Source organism: Chryseobacterium sp. FH2, assembly GCF_001045455.1.
Classification (GTDB): Bacteria; Bacteroidota; Bacteroidia; order Flavobacteriales; family Weeksellaceae; genus Chryseobacterium.
On record NZ_LFNE01000015.1, the window covers coordinates 49,124 to 65,903 of the forward strand.

The following is a 16,780-nucleotide window of genomic DNA, read 5'->3' on the forward strand; positions in this document are numbered from 1 at the left end:
ATGAAATTAGGTTTATTATTATTGGCCGCTTTGCCTATTGCTACTTATGCTCAGGACAGTATTGCAGTTAGTTCTACGAACGAATATCCTAATACTTTTTCCTCAGGTTCTGCCAATGTTCAACCTTTCAACAACAAGACGAGAAGATTCAATGACTGGTCTGTCTCTATTGGTGGTGGAGGAGCGTTTATGGTTCACTCTGACCTTAGATCTATCTATGATAAAAAGGTAAATTGGGGCTATAATGCTTACGTAAGTATTGACAAGCAAATTTCCCACACTTTTGGATTAAGCCTTATCTATCAAAGAGGTGAGACTACTCAAAAGGGTCAACTTGATGGTGCTGACGGACAAGTAGCTGGTGTAGCAACAGCAAAAACTAAGTATAATCAGATTGCTTTATTAGGAGATGTTAACTTTTCTAATATTTTAAGAAGAGTTGATAATCATTCTCCTTACAGATGGGCGCTTCATGGTTATGCAGGTATTGGTGTACAAGGGTATGATACATCTTTGTATGACAACAATGAGTATAGATACAGTGACTCTCCTAAAAGAGTTCCTTTATTTATTAAACAAGATATTGATATTAATTCTCTTTACTATCAGTTTGGGTTAGGACTAAAATATAACGTCTCCAAACTTATTGACATTGAAGCCAGAACAATGTACATTATCAGTGGTGATGATGAGTTTGATGGTGGCGGATGGGGAAGTCCTGGTGACTATAACACAGCTTCTGCAACATCTAAATATAATATGCTCAATAAGAGACGTTCTGATAATATGTGGACAGTCAATCTTGGATTATCATTCAAAATTGGAAAACATATGTCTCACCTGGCTTGGCATGATCCATTGCAAGAGGCTTATTATAGAGCCAGCGTACTAGAAAATGCCAGTACAGATCTTGTAGTGTGTGAGAAAGGAGATAATGATAACGACGGGGTTTGTGACGATTGGGACAGACAGCTTGACACTCCTGCTGGTGCAAGAGTAGATGGCGCTGGTGTTGCTTTAGATATGGACCTTGATGGTGTTATCGATTTATATGACAAATGCGTTACTGTTCCCGGACCGGTTGAAAATAACGGTTGCCCAACGAACAAGTAAAAAGGATTTTAAAATAAATAGAGGTTTATTTTAACTTAAAACAAAATCATTTAATTAACTAAATAAAAAATACACTATGAAATTAAGTTTAGCAATTGTAGCATTTGCATTGGCTGTACCTACAGCTAGCTTTGCACAAGACTCAACGGCAGTTTCTTCAAATGGAGAATATCCAAATACATTTTCTTCAGGCTCTGCCAATGTCTCCCCGTTTACAAATAAATCGAAAAGATTTAATGACTGGTCTATTTCTGCCGGTGCAGGTGTACCGTTAATGCAGTCTTCAGATTTAACATCTATAAAGAATGGTAACGGAAAAAACCTTTTCGGTTATTCTGCATATATAAGTATTGATAAAGCAATAACACATGCTTTCGGTTTGAAACTACAATATGACAGAGGTGAAACAAGACAAGGATGGTTTAATACAAAAGATCCGGTTCCTGCAAATTTACCTTATCAACAAGTTGCTGCGAGAACACAATATGATGCGATTTCTATTTTAGGAGATATCAATTTTTCAAATCTATTGAGAAGAGTTGATAATCATTCTCCTTTCAGATGGGCGTTACATGGTTATGCAGGTGTTGGTACCATAGCTTATAGAGCCTATCAAAAAGATGCTTCAGGTCAAAAAATGGTAACAGAAGTAAAACCATTTAAATTAGGTTCAATGTTTGCTCAGGCTGGTGCAGGTCTTAAATATAAAGTAAACAGAAGAATTGACATCGAAGGTAGATTAATGTATGTCATGACAGGAGATGATGAGTTTGATGGAGGTGGAAACAAATATAGCGCTATCAATCAGCGTGAAGAGCAGGTTTCTGACAACTTCTTCAATGCTACTTTAGGTATCTCTTTAAAACTAGGAAAGCACGAATCTCACTTAATGTGGCATGATCCACTTCAGGAAATTTATTATAAATTAGATGTTTTGGCTGACAAAAACCAAGATATTGAAGTTTGTAAGAAAGGAGATGCTGATAATGACGGGGTTTGTGATGATTGGGACAGACAGCTTGATACTCCTGCTGGTGCAAGAGTAGATGGTGCTGGTGTTGCTCTTGATACGGATTTAGACGGAGTAATCGATCTTTACGATAAGTGTGTAACTGTTCCTGGACCGGTTGAAAACCAAGGTTGTCCTACAACAGCTCCTGCAACAGGAGGTCCTGTAGATGATCAAACAAGAACGCTTGAAGGAATTGAATTTGATTTGAATTCTGACAGAATTTTACCTTCTAACACCCCTATCTTGAATAACGCTGTTAATTATATTAATTCTTCAGATGGTTCTTATACTGTAATCGGAGCTACCGACACAAGAGCTTCTGATGCTTATAACCAAAAGCTATCTGAAAGAAGAGCTAACAACGTGAAAAATTATTTGATCAAAAACGGTGTACAATCAGGAAAGCTTAATGCAATCGGTAGAGGTGAAAAAGACCTTAAATACCCAGAGTGTGACCCAGCTACTAAATGTCCTGAATGGAAAAACAGAGCAAACAGAAGAGTTTACTTTGAAGCTAAATAAATAATAAATTATTTTAAATTATATAAAAGTCACGCCTTGCGTGGCTTTTTTTGTTGTAATACTTTCCTTACTTTTACTCCATGATTTCCTCACACGATTTTCAAAAACTCAAGTATGAAACCCTAAAACATTTTTGGGGGTATGATAATTTCAGAGACTCTCAGGAAGAAATTATTGATTCCATAATTTATGGAAAAGATACTCTTGCTCTTTTGCCAACCGGAGCGGGAAAATCTCTTTGCTATCAGCTTCCGGCTTTATTGAAAGAGGGAGTTTGTCTTGTCATTTCTCCTCTTCTTGCTTTAATGAAAGACCAGGTTAATCAACTTAAATTTCATCAAATTGAAGCTGAATATTTATCTTCAGAACTGGATGATTATGATGCTGAAGTTATTTATAGCAGATGTAAAGAAGGCCTTACTAAACTTCTATATGTTTCCCCAGAAAGATTGACTAACACACAATTCTTACAAAATATAGAAGAAATTCAATTGTCTTTTATTGCTGTAGATGAAGCTCACTGTATTTCAGAATGGGGACAGGACTTTAGACCTAGTTATCAGAATATTAAGCAATTCAGAAAAAATAACCCGGAAATTGCCTGTCTTGCCTTGACTGCTACGGCTACAACAAAAGTTTTAGAGGAAATTAAAACTAAATTAGAACTTAAAAGCCCTACCGTTTTTCAAAAAAGTTTCAAAAGGGGTAATATTAAAATTTTCACAGAAGAAGTTTCGGATAAGTATCAAAGAGTTTTCGATATTTTAAAATATACTACAAAATCGGGGATTATCTATGTAAGAACCAGAAAAGATGCGGAACAGCTCACTGAATTTTTACATCAAAAGCACCTGAAAAATGTTGATTTTTTTCATGCCGGATTAACAACAAAAGAAAAAAATACCCGCCAAAATGCTTGGAATAACAGTAATCAAAATGTTCTAATTTCTACAAATGCCTTTGGAATGGGGATAGATAAAGATAATGTGCGCTTTGTTATTCACTTCTCCCCTTCTCCTTCCATCGAAAACTATTATCAGGAAATCGGGAGAACTGGACGGGACGGCAAAAAAAGTTTCGCATTTCTTCTTTGGAATAAACAGGAAATATTAAATTTTGACCAAATTTTAAAAAATCAAATTCCTAATAAAACAGAATTTTTAAAAATTATCACTTATCTCTATTCTATTTTTCAGGTTGCAGAATATGAATTGCCAGAGAAGGTATTTCAATTGAATATGGCCGGGATACAAAATTTCACAAAATATTCAAAGGCTAAGATTAATAATGTCTTGACATTCCTTCATAATCAGGAAATCATTTATTTTAATGACAATAAAACGCTGTCATCTTTGGAGCTTTTAATGAAAAGTGATGAAATTGATCAGCTGCCACAGAAAGATGCATATTTTATTGAGCTTTTGCTTCGCTCAATTTCCGGAATTGCAACTCACAAAGTAATGTTCAGCGAACAGCAGCTAAGTAAAAAAATCGAAGTAAGTGCTCATATAATTAAAGAAAGACTTAAAGAGCTCCAACAGAAAAATTATATTGAATATATAGACGGTGCTTTATCCAGTATAAAATTTTTAAAACCTAGGGACGAAAGAGTTATCAATAATGCTTACTGGAAGCTTTTTGAGCACATTCAAAAAAATAAAATTCAAAAATGGGAGGAAATGAAGTTTTATATTGAAGACAATCAATATTGTAAAATGAAACTTATTCTTTCTTATTTTGGAGAAAAAAATACGAAGAATTGCGAGAACTGCTCAGTTTGCGAAAAAAATAAACAGTCTGTTTTCGGAAAAAATATTTCATTAGAAATTATCAATGTTTTGTCTAAAAAACCCGCAACTGTAGAAGAGCTTTCAATTCAATTGACTTATCACCCTAAAGATAATATTCTTGAAAATTTAATTTATCTTCTCGACTCAGGAAAAGTAAAAATGTTGAATTTCAGAACTTATGCGCTGGCATAAAATATTCTGATATCATTTCAAAGAGAAATCTATTTAATCAATCAGTGATATACAAAATAATATTTCAGATCTCTCACTCCACCGTGTTTCGTCCTGATGACACATATATTTTAATTTTTCAATCTTTAAATATTTAAATCAACAAAGATTATCTTTGTACCATGAAATCATTGAAAGTCGTTTTTTTAGGAACTCCGGAGTTTGCGAAAACTTCTTTGGAGGCTATTTATCAATCACATCATGAAGTGGTAGGCGTTGTAACGGTTGCTGATAAAGCAAGCGGGCGCGGACAAAAAATTAATCAATCGCCGGTAAAAATATTTGCGGTAGAAAATAATCTTCCTGTCTTTCAACCTGAAAAATTGAGGAATCCTGAATTTCTGGAAGAACTAAGAAAATTAAATGCCGATGTTTTTGTGGTAGTTGCTTTCAGAATGATGCCTAAAGTTCTTTTTGAAATGCCAAAAATGGGAACTTTCAATCTACACGCTTCACTTTTACCTGATTACAGAGGGGCAGCTCCGATTAATTTTGCAGTGATAAACGGCGAAGAAAAATCTGGTGCGACCACCTTCTTTATCAATGAAAAAATTGATGAAGGTAATATTTTACTTCAGGAAGAACTTGCTATTTTACCTGATGAAAACGCAGGAAGCCTTCATGACAGATTAATGGAAATGGGTGCTAAACTGGTTGTAAAAACCCTTGACGGTTTGGCGGAAGGTTCTATCTCAGAAAAACCTCAGCCCAACGTGGAACATCCCAAAAATGCTTTTAAAATTTTCAAAGAGGACACAAAAATTGACTGGACAAAAAATTCAAAAGAAGTTCATCAGTTTATTTTGGGAATGTCGCCCTACCCGGCTGCTTTCACAATGTTAAAAATCGGAGAAGAGGAAAAAGGATTAAAAATATTTGGTGGAAAATTTGAAGTCTCAAATCATAAAAAACCTGCCGGAAGTTTAGAGATTTCAAAAAATGATTTTAAAATATTCACGAAAGATGGTATATATTTTCCTCTGGAACTTCAGTTGGAAGGAAAAAAACGAATGAATACCAAAGATTTCCTGAATGGTTTCAGAAATTTCGACGAAATAAAAATGGCTTGATAAATCAAGCCATTTTTATTTTAATCAGTCAATTTATTATAATTGAACCAACTCCGTCACCTCAACATCATATCCCCCAACCTGAGGCTTGATATTTGGATTTTGAGTGATTACTTTAAATTTATTAATTCCAAGATTCTTCAAAATCTGTGTCCCGATTCCGTAATCTCTATAATTGTATGCCAGAGTCGGATGTTGCTCCTGACCGTCCTGATAATTCAAAAACTGCTGTAATTTTCTTAATGTATTCTCAGAATTTGAAACATTATTAATAAAAATAATAGCTCCTTTTCCCGCTTCATTTACCATGTTTGTCACCTTCTCCAATAATGGCTTTTCACCATTATTTAATCTTGTTAGAACATCAAAATAAGAATCAGAAGACTGAACTCTTACCAGAACAGGCTCATCAACCGTCCACGCTCCTTTTGTCAATGCAAAGTGGATTTGGTCGTTAGAAGTCTCCCTGAAAGCAAAGAAATCATATTCTCCATAAGCAGTTTTTACTTTTCTTTCTTCCAGTCTTTCGATAAGATTCCCTTTTTTAAGCTGATAATGAATCAAATCTTCAATAGAAACGATCTTCATGTCATGTTTCTGAGCAAAAACCTGTAAATCCGGTAAACGAGACATTGTGCCGTCTTCATTCATGATTTCACAGATAACTCCACCTTCTTTTAAGCCTGCTAAATGAGTCAGATCAATTGCTGCTTCAGTATGTCCTGCTCTTTTTAGAACTCCTCCTTTTCTTGCACGAAGCGGAAAAATATGACCGGGTCTCATAAAATCTGTCGGTTTAGATTTTTCATCCATCAAAGCTAAAATAGTTTTAGCTCTGTCACCTGCAGAAATACCTGTAGATGTCCCGTTTCCAAGAAGGTCAACCGAAACCGTAAAAGCTGTTTCTTTAGGATCGCTGCTTCTGCTTACCATGACATCAAGTCCCAGCTCATCACATCTTTTTTCAGGAAGTGGCATACAAATCAATCCCCTTCCGTGAAGCGCCATAAAATTGATGATTTCAGGTGTTGTCAATTCTGCAGCACAAAGAAAATCACCTTCGTTTTCTCTGTCCTCATCATCCACTACTATGATTATTTTACCATTTTTAAGGTCTTCAATAGCCTCTGGAATAGTATTTAATTTAATATCAGACATTTTTACTTTTTAAATTTTTGCAAAGATACTCATAAAAATAAGCATCTGCCAATTAATATAAATGGTTTGTTAAGCTTTGAATAATGAGTCTTTAGCTTTTCTGATGATCTCGTAAGATTCCAGTCTTTTCTGATGATCATAAATATGAGAATTGATCATCAGCTCATCTACATTGAATTTTTCCTGAAAACTTTTCAGCTTTTGTTCAATTTCCGCTTGATCTCCGATAAAAGTATATCTCAATTTCTGCAAAACCATTGATTTCTCCATCGGCGACCAAATGTCATCCATATCATCAACCGGAGGTGCGAAGGGCTTTCTGTCATTTCTTACAATATTGATAAATGCCTGAAATAATGTTGTGGAAATTTTATGTGCTTCCTGTGTAGTTTCTGCAGCTACCCCATTTACACAGGCAATAATATAAGGTTTATCTGAATATTTCGAAGGTTGAAAATGTTCTCTGTAAATTTTAAATGCTATTTCCATTTGTTCAGGAGCAAAATGTCCCGCAAAAGCGTAAGGAAGTCCCAATTCTGCTGCTAACCAAGCGCTGTCTGTACTTGAACCCAAAATATACAGCGGAATATCCAATCCTTCACCAGGAATGGCACGAACCAATGCATCAGCATTTTCTTTGGAAAAATATTTTTGCAATTCCAAAATCTGTCTGGGAAACTGTTCGTTAATAACGGCCGGATTTCTTCCTAAAGCCTGAGCCGTTAACCCATCAGTTCCGGGAGCCCTGCCTAATCCAAGATCAATCCTTCCCGGAAAAAGTGATTCTAAAGTACCAAATTGTTCGGCAATAACTAATGAACTGTGATTTGGGAGCATAATGCCTCCGGAACCGACTCTTATTTTTTTCGTTCCGTTGGCGATAAAGCCAATCAGAACCGAAGTCGCAGAGCTTGCAATACTTGCCATATTATGATGCTCTGCAAGCCAGAATCTTTTATAATCTAAATTTTCAGTATGGCTTGCTAAAGATAAACTGTCCTGAAAAGTATCGTGAATGCTTTTCTCCTGCTTTACTGGCGCAAGGTCAAGAACCGATATTTCAAAATTTTTCATATCGAGATGTTTATTTTTCTGAAGGTGAATAGAATCTCCTTCCTTAATTTCATATAATTTTAAATTTTGGTCTAAAAACCAAACAAATTTAAAGCTAATAAATTACATTAGTTACTTTTTGTAATTGATAGGATTGATTAGGCAGTTCAGGAAAAAACTATTGGAAATTTTTTAAATACATCCATTTTTTTCTTAGTTGAAAATTTAATTATGAAAGGAAACAATGCAAAAAGCGAATATATTTTTGCACAGCAATTTTTATTTTATAATAAGGATGATAAAGGTGATATAAAAATTGTGATATATCGTGTTAACCAAGATTTAATAATGCATTATTAAATCCTTTTCTTTTATGATTTCGCTTTCTCTTTTAAATAATTAAAGTGATTAATCAAGATCCTGATTTCATTAAATTCAAAATTACTTGGCAAAGCGTTTTTCCATTCTGTTAAAGTCTCGTAAGGATTTTTGTAGAATATATCTTCAAAAGCTTTGATCTTATCTGAAGTAATTACTCTAGAAATATCCAACAAACCTTGTTCTGCAAATTTTGCGAGATGCCCGATTACCGTTTCCTTTACCAAACCTCTTTCCAATGCAACTTCGGCAATCGTTTTTCCTTGCTCAAACAATTGGAAAGTAAGAACCTGTGAAGGAACTTTTGCAACTTTCATACTGACTTCCTTGTCGTTTTTCTCATCCAGAAGTTTGGTTTCCAACAAATGAATTTCCTTTAGGCTATTCAGATATTCCTCAATATCTTCAAGCCAGGTTCTTAATTCTTCATTATATTGTTTTAAGCCTTTTACTCCTTTTATTTCAGCGTAAAATTCTTTTAAAGGATTAAAAACTTTATCTCTGATTTCGGTAAAAAAGAAATTAACCGCACCTTTTGTCTTACTCTCAATTTCAGACCATTCTTCTTTTTGATTGATAAAATTATTTACCTTCTGAAAGATTATTCTTTCTAGTTTTTCAAAGATTTTTCCAAGGTTTACAATCTCGTGTTTCAGTTGAAAATAAAGCTGATTCGCCTTTACATTATCAATACTTTTCGTGACAATCGATAGCTTATTCCACTCCTCTACTTCTTTTAAAAGCCATTGGGAATCAACAGTCCGGAGTACTTTTTTGATGCTGTAATCGTATTTTTCCTGATTCAAGATAGTTTCAACATAGTCATTCGCCACCGTATCTGAATGGAAAGTCAAAATTCGGTTGTCCTTAAAAATAACTTCGGGAGTAATTCTAGATTTTAAAACAATACCTTCCAACGTTCGGCAACGGGAAAGCGCCACATATACCTGACCTGCAGTGAAACTTTTTCCGGCATCAATAATTACTTTATCAAATGTTAAACCCTGACTTTTATGAATCGTTACCGCCCAAGCCAGTTTTATAGGAAATTGCTCGAAACTTCCTAAAACTTCTTCTTTGATATTTTTATCGGTATCAAGGAAGTACTTTTTCTGTTCCCAGACTTCTCTCTTCACAGTAATTTCTCTTTCGCTTCCGTCAAGAATTACCCTAATTTCATTTTCATCCAAAGCGGAAATTTCACCTAATTTACCATTGAAATACTTCTTCTCTCCGGAAATATCGTTTCGGATAAACATGATTTGAGCACCTATTTTTAATTCTAAAAACTGCTCGTTCGGAAACTGATTTTCTTTAAACTCACCAAAAAGCTTTGCTTCATAGGTGTTAGCCTCAACTTTTATTCCTGCCAATTCTTTCTGATTGATTTCATCTGCCATTTTGTTGTGCGAGCACAGGTAAACGTAAGATTCAGTCCCCATTTCAAAATCAGGCTGGTATCTTTCATTTAAATGTTCAAAATCAATATTGGCAATATCTCCATCACGAATTGCATTTAGAATTTCCAAAAACTCTTGATCCGTTTGACGGTAGACTTTCGTTAATTCAATCGTAACCAGAGGGATTTCTTTAATGGCATGACTGTCAAAAAAGAAAGGTGAATTGTAAAACATTTTCAAAATATGCTCATCTCTCACCACTGGCGGAAGCTGATACAAATCCCCGATAAACAACATCTGAACACCTCCAAAACGCTGATTATTCCTTCGGATAAATCGCAAAGAAAAATCCATCATATCCAGAACATCTGCTCTCAACATTGAAACCTCGTCAATAATGATAATCTCCACTTCTCTTAATAGTTTGAGCTTATCTTTTCTGTATTTAAAATGAGGCATCAGATCAGCAATATTATTTGCCAGACTGGTGTCTATTCTCTCAGTAGTCGGTAAAAAAGTCCTTAAAGGCAACCCAAACATCGAATGAATGGTAACGCCACCTGCATTGATGGCCGCAATCCCGGTAGGTGCAACTACAATATGTTTTTTTCTGGTACGTTTTACAAAATCATTTAGGAAAGTTGTCTTTCCCGTTCCTGCTTTTCCGGTAAGAAAAACGCTTCTGTTGGTATGCTCTATTAAATCAAAAAAGTGATTGTTCATCGTCCCCAAAATTACGGAAAATGAAATTTAAAATTCTTATCTTGGCATAACTTTTGAAAATAGTTTCACCAAATTAATGAAAATATTTATGAGAATCTCCTTATTAATTGTGTCAATGGCTGTTATCATGGCTTCATGCTTTTCTTCAAAGAATGCTGATGCAAATGCTAATTTACCTAAAGATATATCTGAAAGACCTATTGATGAAGACAGTCAGAAATACGATCAGGCCCAATTGGATAAATTAAGAGCAGAAATTGAGGCTGAAGCTGAAAAAGAAAAATGCACAGACACTACAACCGGAGATTGGAAGCCAGCCGCAATGGGTTCTAAAGCTTGTGGCGGGCCAAAATATTACATTGCATATCCTGCAAAACTAGAAGCCACAATTTTACCAAAAATTGAGAATTACAACAATAAAGAAAAAGAATTTAATAAAAAATATAACATTATTTCTGATTGTTCCTTAGTAGGAGAACCTGCAGGAATAAGATGCGCCAACGGAAAAGCAGAGGTTGTGTATCCCGTAGAATAACTTTTAACTCTCAGGAGTTTCTTTACTAAGGATTTATTTTAACACCAAAAAAGCTTCATCAAATTGGTGAAGCTTTTTTATAAATTATCATTAAATAAATTTTTGCTTATTAAAATTCACTTTCAACTTCTTTCACATTTTCTTTATACCAGGAAGAATATTTTACATAATTGTCAGCGATTCTGTTTACTTCACCTTCCAGCAATTGAGCACTAATGTCTTTGATTTTTTTTGCAGGAACACCGCCCCAAACTTCTCCTGATTTAATATGAGTACCCTGTGTCACCACGGAACCTGCTCCTACAATTGAATTTTCTTCCACCAGACAGTCATCCATCACTATAGATCCCATCCCAATCAAAACATTATCCTGAATCGTGCATCCGTGAACAATTGCATTGTGCCCGATAGAAACATTATTTCCAATATTCAAAGGGTATTTTTGATATGTACAGTGCAACATTGCATTATCCTGAACATTTACCTTATCACCCATTTTGATGTAATGTACATCTCCTCTAATGACTGCATTATACCAAATACTACAGTCTTTTCCCATGGTAACATCTCCGATAATCGTAGCTGTTTCAGCCAAAAAAGTATTTTCTCCGATTTGCGGTCTTTTACCTAAAAGTTCTTTTATTAAAGCCATAATTTTAATTTGAAAATTTGACAACAAGTTGGTTTGAAAATTAAACATCGAAATCACAAATCGTAAATTACAGTGATAGCGAAAATCTAACTTCTAATCTCTAACTTCTAATTTCTAAATACGTATTTTTGTATCTCAAATTTAACGAAAAAATGCATACTATACTTATAGAACCAACCGAAAACCCAAAAGTGATGAAATTTGTTGCTGATTACAACTTGATTCCAGGGTCTTTAGAGTTGGACAGAGATTCGGATATATCAGAAATTCCTTTGGCACAGGAGCTTTTCAATTACCCATTTGTGGAAAGAATTTTCATTACGGCTAATTTTGTAGCAATCGCTAAACAGGATACTGTAGAATGGGAACACGTGGCAGAAAGCCTGAAAAATATCGTTGAAGACGAATTATTGGCCAACCCTAGAATTTACCTTCAAAAGAGAAAAGAGATGTATCAGATTTATGCTGAAATGACTCCAAATCCAAATGCCATGAAATTTGTTTCAAACAAATTATTATTAGAAGGTTTTGTAGAAGTAAAGTCAAGAGAAGAGGCAGAAGGAGTTCCTTTGGCACAGGCTATTTTTAAAGAATTTGATTTTGCGAAAGAAATTTTTATTTCTGATAATTTTGTGGCAGTTACAAGGGACGACACTGTAGAATGGCACCAGGTAATGATGGCTGTACGTGGTTTTATTGCAGAATATCTTCAAACCGGGGGTGAAATTTCAAACATCGAATCTCAAAAGCACGAAAATCCTGTAGAAAAAATAATCAACAGAGACTATACAGACGACGAACAGAAAATTTCTGATATTTTAAATGAATATGTTGCGCCTGCAGTGGAAAACGATGGTGGAAAAATTTCTTTAATGGAATACGACCAGGAGCATAAAACCGCAAAAATGCTGTTACAGGGAGCTTGCTCAGGATGTCCAAGTTCTACAGCTACTTTGAAAAACGGAATCGAGAATATTTTAAAGCAATTTGTTCCTGATTTGGTAGAAAGAGTGGAAGCTGTAAACGGATAACAACATAAGTAATTAGTAATAAATAATCAGGCAATAAGCATTACTCATTACCAATTACTCTTTATTTATATTATGAAAGGAATTTTATTAGTAAATCTTGGTTCGCCAAGATCAACGGCAGTAAATGATGTAAAGGAATATCTTGATGAATTCCTGATGGATGAAAGGGTAATTGATTACCGATGGATTTTCCGGGCACTTCTCGTTCGCGGAATTATTTTAAATACAAGGCCTGCAAAATCTGCAGAAGCCTACAAAACAGTCTGGACGGATGAAGGTTCTCCACTGATTGTCATCACAGAAAAAATACAGAAGAAACTTCAAAAGTTAGTTGATGTTCCTGTGGAAATCGGGATGAGATACGCTGAACCGAGCATTGAAACAGGAATCAGAAGATTAGTTGATAAAGGAGTTTCCGAAATAGTACTTTTCCCTCTGTATCCGCAATATGCGATGAGTACAACAGAAACTGTAATAGAAAAGGCGGAAGAAGTTAGAAAAGAAAAATTCCCGAATGTAAAGATTAATTATATTCAACCGTTTTACAACAGAGATATTTATATCAATTGTTTGGCGGAAAGCATTAAAGAAAAACTTCCTGAACAATTTGACGCTTTGCAGTTCTCGTATCATGGAGTTCCGGAAAGACATATTTATAAAACCGATCCTACTAAAACGTGTAATTTAAACGATTGCTGTACGCGTGAACACAATCCCAGCCATCAGTTTTGCTACCGTCATCAGTGTTTTAATGTTACAAATTCTGTGATAAAAAAGCTAGGACTGCCAAAAGAAAAAGTGATGGTCACTTTTCAGTCAAGATTGGGAAAAGATAAATGGATGGAGCCTTATACAGACGAGACTCTTGAAAGTATCAGCAAAAAAGGAGTAAAAAACCTTGCAATTGTCTGTCCGGCTTTCGTGTCTGACTGCCTTGAAACGTTGGAAGAAATTTCCGTAGAAGGAAAAGAACAGTTCTTGCATGGTGGGGGAGAAAATTTCCATTATATTCCTTGCCTGAATGATGAAGACCGATGGATTGAAGTCGTAAAAATTTTGTGCGAAGAAAAACTGAATGAGTTTTATTTAGTTTAGAATATAAAACCTCCATTTCCGGAGGTTATTTTTTTGTAAAATACAGGCTTATAGTTGTGTTTCACATTATAGCCTTTATTAAAATTCATTACAAAACCAAATAAACTCACATCTAATCAAAATCCATAAATTATCAACCACACCCCTACTAAAAACACTAAAGCTACAAATAAATATAAAAATATTAAACAAGACCCCTTAATTTTAAATATAAAAATGAAAAATTTAAATATTTTTCTTACCTTTACCCCATCAAAAGAACATCATTAACCTTAAAAATTAAAATGATGAATACAACAGCTCAAACTTTAGTACACAAAATTGAAAGTTTCACCCCTGAACTGTTAGAAACTTTGGCAAAAATGGTTGAGAATTTGGAAATCCAAAATAAATTCTCAGTTCCCCAGTTTCAAATTGATGAGGTTTTGTACAGAATTCAGTTTCATCAGGAAAACCCAAAAACAAAACTTGATTTTTTTGAAAATATTTCTGACCTGAAAAAGAATTGTGCTTAAAAAATGAAAATCCTCCTCTCTTCCATTGCCAAAAATGACATAAGGTTGCTTATGAGAGTTTTTAATGCGGAAAAAGAAAATAAAGGAATCGACTTTCTGGAAGATCTGAAAGTATCTATCAATGAGATTTTGGAAACCTCAACCCAAAAGTCCAGCGAAATAGCCGTGAATAAAATGGAAAACTTTCCTGTTCTTATTCATTATATTTTTGAAAATGAGGAAAATTTATTTATAACAGCAATTTTTAAGGAACTGAATTAATAAAAACAATTTAAACACTATTATTATATTTGTATGCCATTGGCAAAACCTTATAAGTATGAGCTTATAAGGTTTTTTATTTAAGCTATCTTACAGGCGTTCTGAATTCTCCGTACCCCATCAAGCCGTCATAGTTTCTCCCAAATGGTTTGTAATACATAAATCCCTGATACAGGTTTTCCGTTTGCCAGAAATTTCCGTTGACTTCGCCAAAGTTAAGGCTTCCATCAGCTTCTTTGGTTGCCAAAACATAATTATAAAAACCTTGTTTCAAAAATATTTTGGCAACATATCTTTTGTTTTGAGCATCATATTGCATTTGGTATTCTTTGTGAGGTTTAAAATCATTAAAACCACCCAAAACATAAATTTCTTTATCCACAGGATCAGATTCTAACGAAAAATATACCCAAGAATAGTCTGCTTCTCTTTCAGCATTTCTTTCCAGCCCCAAATCATTTCTCCTGTAATACCAGGCTCCGTTTACATCCGGCTGATACTGATAGTTTAAAGGAAATGCCCAAACCGGATGAAGATATGTATTATTTACACCATCTTTCACCTCAGTACCCTGAACCATGTCAGCAGGCATATTCATATTTTTATTGTCAAAATAATAAAATTCATTATTTCCCGGGAAAACAAGGTTCATTTGTTGAAAAAGAATTTTATTTCCTAATGTTGAGCTTGGCCTTAAATTATTTACTGTAACATTCGGGTTGTTATTTTGCATCACACTTACCGTGATAGAATTCACATTCGAAGATAAGTCTCCGGTTTTTCCGACTGCCTGTACCTCAATCCTTTGATTGGCATTTGGGTTTTTAGCATCTGCAAATCGAGAAACATTCAAAGCTAACGCTGCATTATCCTCCACTACATAAAATCTTCTTTTGAAAAGAGGCTTATCTGCAGAATCTTTGTAAACAATCAGTTCGAAATTGCCTGAAATTTTTGGTTGAATTTTATCATTCGGAAATGTCAGCTTATAATGTGTATAAGCCTGCAACGTATTGAAAGAATATTCAAATTTATCCAACAAAGCATTTAGGCTTCCGTTGGCAATTTCTGTAAAGAATAGATTGTCATCCTGCCAATTTCTGTCGTAATGTTTCAACGTATATCTGTAAATTTCACTGGAATTGGTAAGATCATCAAAACTCAACACCAATTGCTGATTAAAATTAATGACCGGCGTCTCGTCATTCGTCTGAGGATTGAATAATTGTATACTTTGGATTTTTTGTCCGAAAGCTAAAGAGCTTAAACTTAGTAATAATATCTGCAACGTTTTCATTATTACGAAGATAACGAAAAATCAATTTTAAACCATAAAAGTTGTTAAAGTTTATTTATTAATAAGGAAGCTAAAACAGATACTTCGGCTTTATCCGGCATAACATTACTGATACTAACGTTTTTTTAGCGGAAATGTTCAACACTGTTATGCCGGGCAAAGCCGAAACATCCATAATAATCAAGTTAAAAACTCTTAAGTATTTTTAAACAACAACTTTTGTAGTTAAATTTGTCTTAATTAAAATATTCAGAATATGCTTCAGATTCAAAGTTTCGTATTCAACTTTGCAAGCGAAAATACCTACATTCTTTACAACGAAAATAAAAATGCATGGATTATCGATCCGGGAAATATGACTGAGCAGGAAACTCAGGCTATCAATAATTTCATAACTGAAAATGATTTAAAAATCCGGAAAATTCTTTTAACTCACGCGCATATCGATCATGTTTTAGGCTTACAATGGGCTTTTGATGCCTTTAAGGTTCCAGTGACAATGCATCAGGACGATAAAGAGGTTTTAGATATGCTTCAGGCAAGCGGGATGCGATTTGGTTTTCAAATCGAGCCTGTAAATGTAGAAATAGAATATATAAACGAAGGAGACGAACTTGAATTAGATGGAGAAAGATTCAAAATTTATCATGTTCCGGGACATTCTCCGGGAAGTGTGATTTACCATAATACTGAGCAAAAATTCATGGTTTCCGGTGATGTTTTGTTTGAAGGAAGCATCGGAAGAACGGATTTATACAAAGGAAACTACGAACAATTAATCAGTGGAATCAACTCAAAACTATTCATACTTGATGATGAAACACAGGTTTTCTCAGGACATGGAAATTCCACAACAATCGGATTTGAAAGGCAGCATAATCCGTTTTTCAAATAATTTGCACACATAAAAAACCGTCAGAAAAATCTGACGGTTTTTTAAGAAT

At 34.4% G+C, this 16,780-nt stretch carries 14 protein-coding genes and 1 pseudogene; 10 read left to right on the forward strand and 5 right to left on the reverse strand.

Annotation, left to right across the window (positions count from 1 at the left end; genetic code table 11):
• From ACM39_RS17925 to fmt, 4 genes and pseudogenes are all read left to right on the forward strand, one after another.
• Positions 1-1,107: pseudogene (locus tag ACM39_RS17925) on the forward strand (OmpA family protein); the annotation flags it as partial.
• An 82-nt stretch (positions 1,108-1,189) separates the two neighbouring features.
• Entirely contained in the window at positions 1,190-2,647 is a 1,458-nt protein-coding gene (locus tag ACM39_RS17930; protein ID WP_048512420.1) for an OmpA family protein, read from the forward strand.
• An 80-nt stretch (positions 2,648-2,727) separates the two neighbouring features.
• A complete protein-coding gene (locus ACM39_RS17935) occupies positions 2,728-4,629 on the forward strand; it encodes an ATP-dependent DNA helicase RecQ (protein WP_048512421.1) in 1,902 nt (633 codons plus the stop codon).
• 161 nt (positions 4,630-4,790) lie between these two features.
• Complete coding sequence (gene fmt / locus ACM39_RS17940; protein ID WP_048512422.1) at positions 4,791-5,738, forward strand: methionyl-tRNA formyltransferase; 948 nt, start codon at positions 4,791-4,793, stop codon at positions 5,736-5,738.
• A gap of 36 nt (positions 5,739-5,774) precedes the next feature.
• Here the strand turns inward: fmt and ribB are convergent, their stop codons facing one another.
• From ribB to ACM39_RS17955, 3 genes are all read right to left on the reverse strand, one after another.
• A complete protein-coding gene (ribB, locus tag ACM39_RS17945) occupies positions 5,775-6,896 on the reverse strand; it encodes a 3,4-dihydroxy-2-butanone-4-phosphate synthase (RefSeq protein WP_048512423.1) in 1,122 nt (373 codons plus the stop codon).
• Between the two features lie 69 nt (positions 6,897-6,965).
• A complete protein-coding gene (locus ACM39_RS17950) occupies positions 6,966-7,970 on the reverse strand; it encodes an LLM class flavin-dependent oxidoreductase (RefSeq protein WP_048512424.1) in 1,005 nt (334 codons plus the stop codon).
• Between the two features lie 350 nt (positions 7,971-8,320).
• Positions 8,321-10,450, reverse strand: coding sequence for a helix-turn-helix domain-containing protein (locus ACM39_RS17955; RefSeq protein WP_048512425.1), 2,130 nt, complete (start codon positions 10,448-10,450; stop codon positions 8,321-8,323).
• 88 nt (positions 10,451-10,538) lie between these two features.
• Here ACM39_RS17955 and ACM39_RS17960 point away from each other — a divergent pair, with 88 nt between their 5' ends.
• Positions 10,539-10,985: a hypothetical protein gene (locus ACM39_RS17960; RefSeq protein ID WP_228377147.1), complete on the forward strand. Its 447-nt coding sequence runs from the start codon at positions 10,539-10,541 to the stop codon at positions 10,983-10,985.
• A 109-nt stretch (positions 10,986-11,094) separates the two neighbouring features.
• Here ACM39_RS17960 and ACM39_RS17965 read toward each other — a convergent pair whose 3' ends face one another.
• Positions 11,095-11,637 carry a gamma carbonic anhydrase family protein gene (locus ACM39_RS17965; protein WP_048512455.1) on the reverse strand — a complete coding sequence of 181 codons (543 nt, stop codon included), beginning with the start codon at positions 11,635-11,637 and terminating at the stop codon, positions 11,095-11,097.
• Positions 11,638-11,789: 152 nt separating this feature from the next.
• Here ACM39_RS17965 and ACM39_RS17970 point away from each other — a divergent pair, with 152 nt between their 5' ends.
• The 4 genes from ACM39_RS17970 to ACM39_RS17985 all read left to right on the forward strand — a co-directional run bounded on the left by ACM39_RS17970 (position 11,790) and on the right by ACM39_RS17985 (position 14,539).
• Positions 11,790-12,668 (forward strand): NifU family protein, encoded by an 879-nt coding sequence (locus ACM39_RS17970; RefSeq protein ID WP_048512427.1) that lies wholly within the window; start codon positions 11,790-11,792, stop codon positions 12,666-12,668.
• 72 nt (positions 12,669-12,740) lie between these two features.
• Complete coding sequence (gene hemH, locus ACM39_RS17975) at positions 12,741-13,763, forward strand: ferrochelatase (protein WP_048512428.1); 1,023 nt, start codon at positions 12,741-12,743, stop codon at positions 13,761-13,763.
• A 284-nt stretch (positions 13,764-14,047) separates the two neighbouring features.
• Entirely contained in the window at positions 14,048-14,278 is a 231-nt protein-coding gene (locus ACM39_RS17980; protein WP_131701489.1) for a hypothetical protein, read from the forward strand.
• Positions 14,279-14,281: 3 nt separating this feature from the next.
• Positions 14,282-14,539: a hypothetical protein gene (locus ACM39_RS17985; RefSeq protein ID WP_131701490.1), complete on the forward strand. Its 258-nt coding sequence runs from the start codon at positions 14,282-14,284 to the stop codon at positions 14,537-14,539.
• Positions 14,540-14,624: 85 nt separating this feature from the next.
• Here the strand turns inward: ACM39_RS17985 and ACM39_RS17990 are convergent, their stop codons facing one another.
• On the reverse strand, positions 14,625-15,836 hold the full coding sequence (locus ACM39_RS17990; protein WP_048512431.1) for a type IX secretion system plug protein domain-containing protein: 1,212 nt from the start codon (positions 15,834-15,836) through the stop codon (positions 14,625-14,627).
• Positions 15,837-16,092: 256 nt separating this feature from the next.
• Here ACM39_RS17990 and ACM39_RS17995 point away from each other — a divergent pair, with 256 nt between their 5' ends.
• A complete protein-coding gene (locus ACM39_RS17995; RefSeq protein WP_048512432.1) occupies positions 16,093-16,731 on the forward strand; it encodes an MBL fold metallo-hydrolase in 639 nt (212 codons plus the stop codon).
• Positions 16,732-16,780: the final 49 nt, after the last annotated feature.

Bases quoted from the DNA above. Each gene is read 5' to 3' on its own strand.
- ACM39_RS17980 (WP_131701489.1), top strand. From the start codon at position 14,048: ATGATGAATACAACAGCTCAAACTTTAGTACACAAAATTGAAAGTTTC.
- ACM39_RS17985 (WP_131701490.1), top strand. From the start codon at position 14,282: ATGAAAATCCTCCTCTCTTCCATTGCCAAAAATGACATAAGGTTGCTT.
- ACM39_RS17955 (WP_048512425.1), bottom strand. From the start codon at position 10,450: ATGAACAATCACTTTTTTGATTTAATAGAGCATACCAACAGAAGCGTT.
- ACM39_RS17950 (WP_048512424.1), bottom strand. From the start codon at position 7,970: ATGAAAAATTTTGAAATATCGGTTCTTGACCTTGCGCCAGTAAAGCAG.
- ACM39_RS17930 (WP_048512420.1), top strand. From the start codon at position 1,190: ATGAAATTAAGTTTAGCAATTGTAGCATTTGCATTGGCTGTACCTACA.
- ACM39_RS17935 (WP_048512421.1), top strand. From the start codon at position 2,728: ATGATTTCCTCACACGATTTTCAAAAACTCAAGTATGAAACCCTAAAA.
- ribB (WP_048512423.1), bottom strand. From the start codon at position 6,896: ATGTCTGATATTAAATTAAATACTATTCCAGAGGCTATTGAAGACCTT.
- ACM39_RS17965 (WP_048512455.1), bottom strand. From the start codon at position 11,637: ATGGCTTTAATAAAAGAACTTTTAGGTAAAAGACCGCAAATCGGAGAA.
- ACM39_RS17995 (WP_048512432.1), top strand. From the start codon at position 16,093: ATGCTTCAGATTCAAAGTTTCGTATTCAACTTTGCAAGCGAAAATACC.
- fmt (WP_048512422.1), top strand. From the start codon at position 4,791: ATGAAATCATTGAAAGTCGTTTTTTTAGGAACTCCGGAGTTTGCGAAA.
- hemH (WP_048512428.1), top strand. From the start codon at position 12,741: ATGAAAGGAATTTTATTAGTAAATCTTGGTTCGCCAAGATCAACGGCA.
- ACM39_RS17960 (WP_228377147.1), top strand. From the start codon at position 10,539: ATGAGAATCTCCTTATTAATTGTGTCAATGGCTGTTATCATGGCTTCA.
- ACM39_RS17970 (WP_048512427.1), top strand. From the start codon at position 11,790: ATGCATACTATACTTATAGAACCAACCGAAAACCCAAAAGTGATGAAA.
- ACM39_RS17990 (WP_048512431.1), bottom strand. From the start codon at position 15,836: ATGAAAACGTTGCAGATATTATTACTAAGTTTAAGCTCTTTAGCTTTC.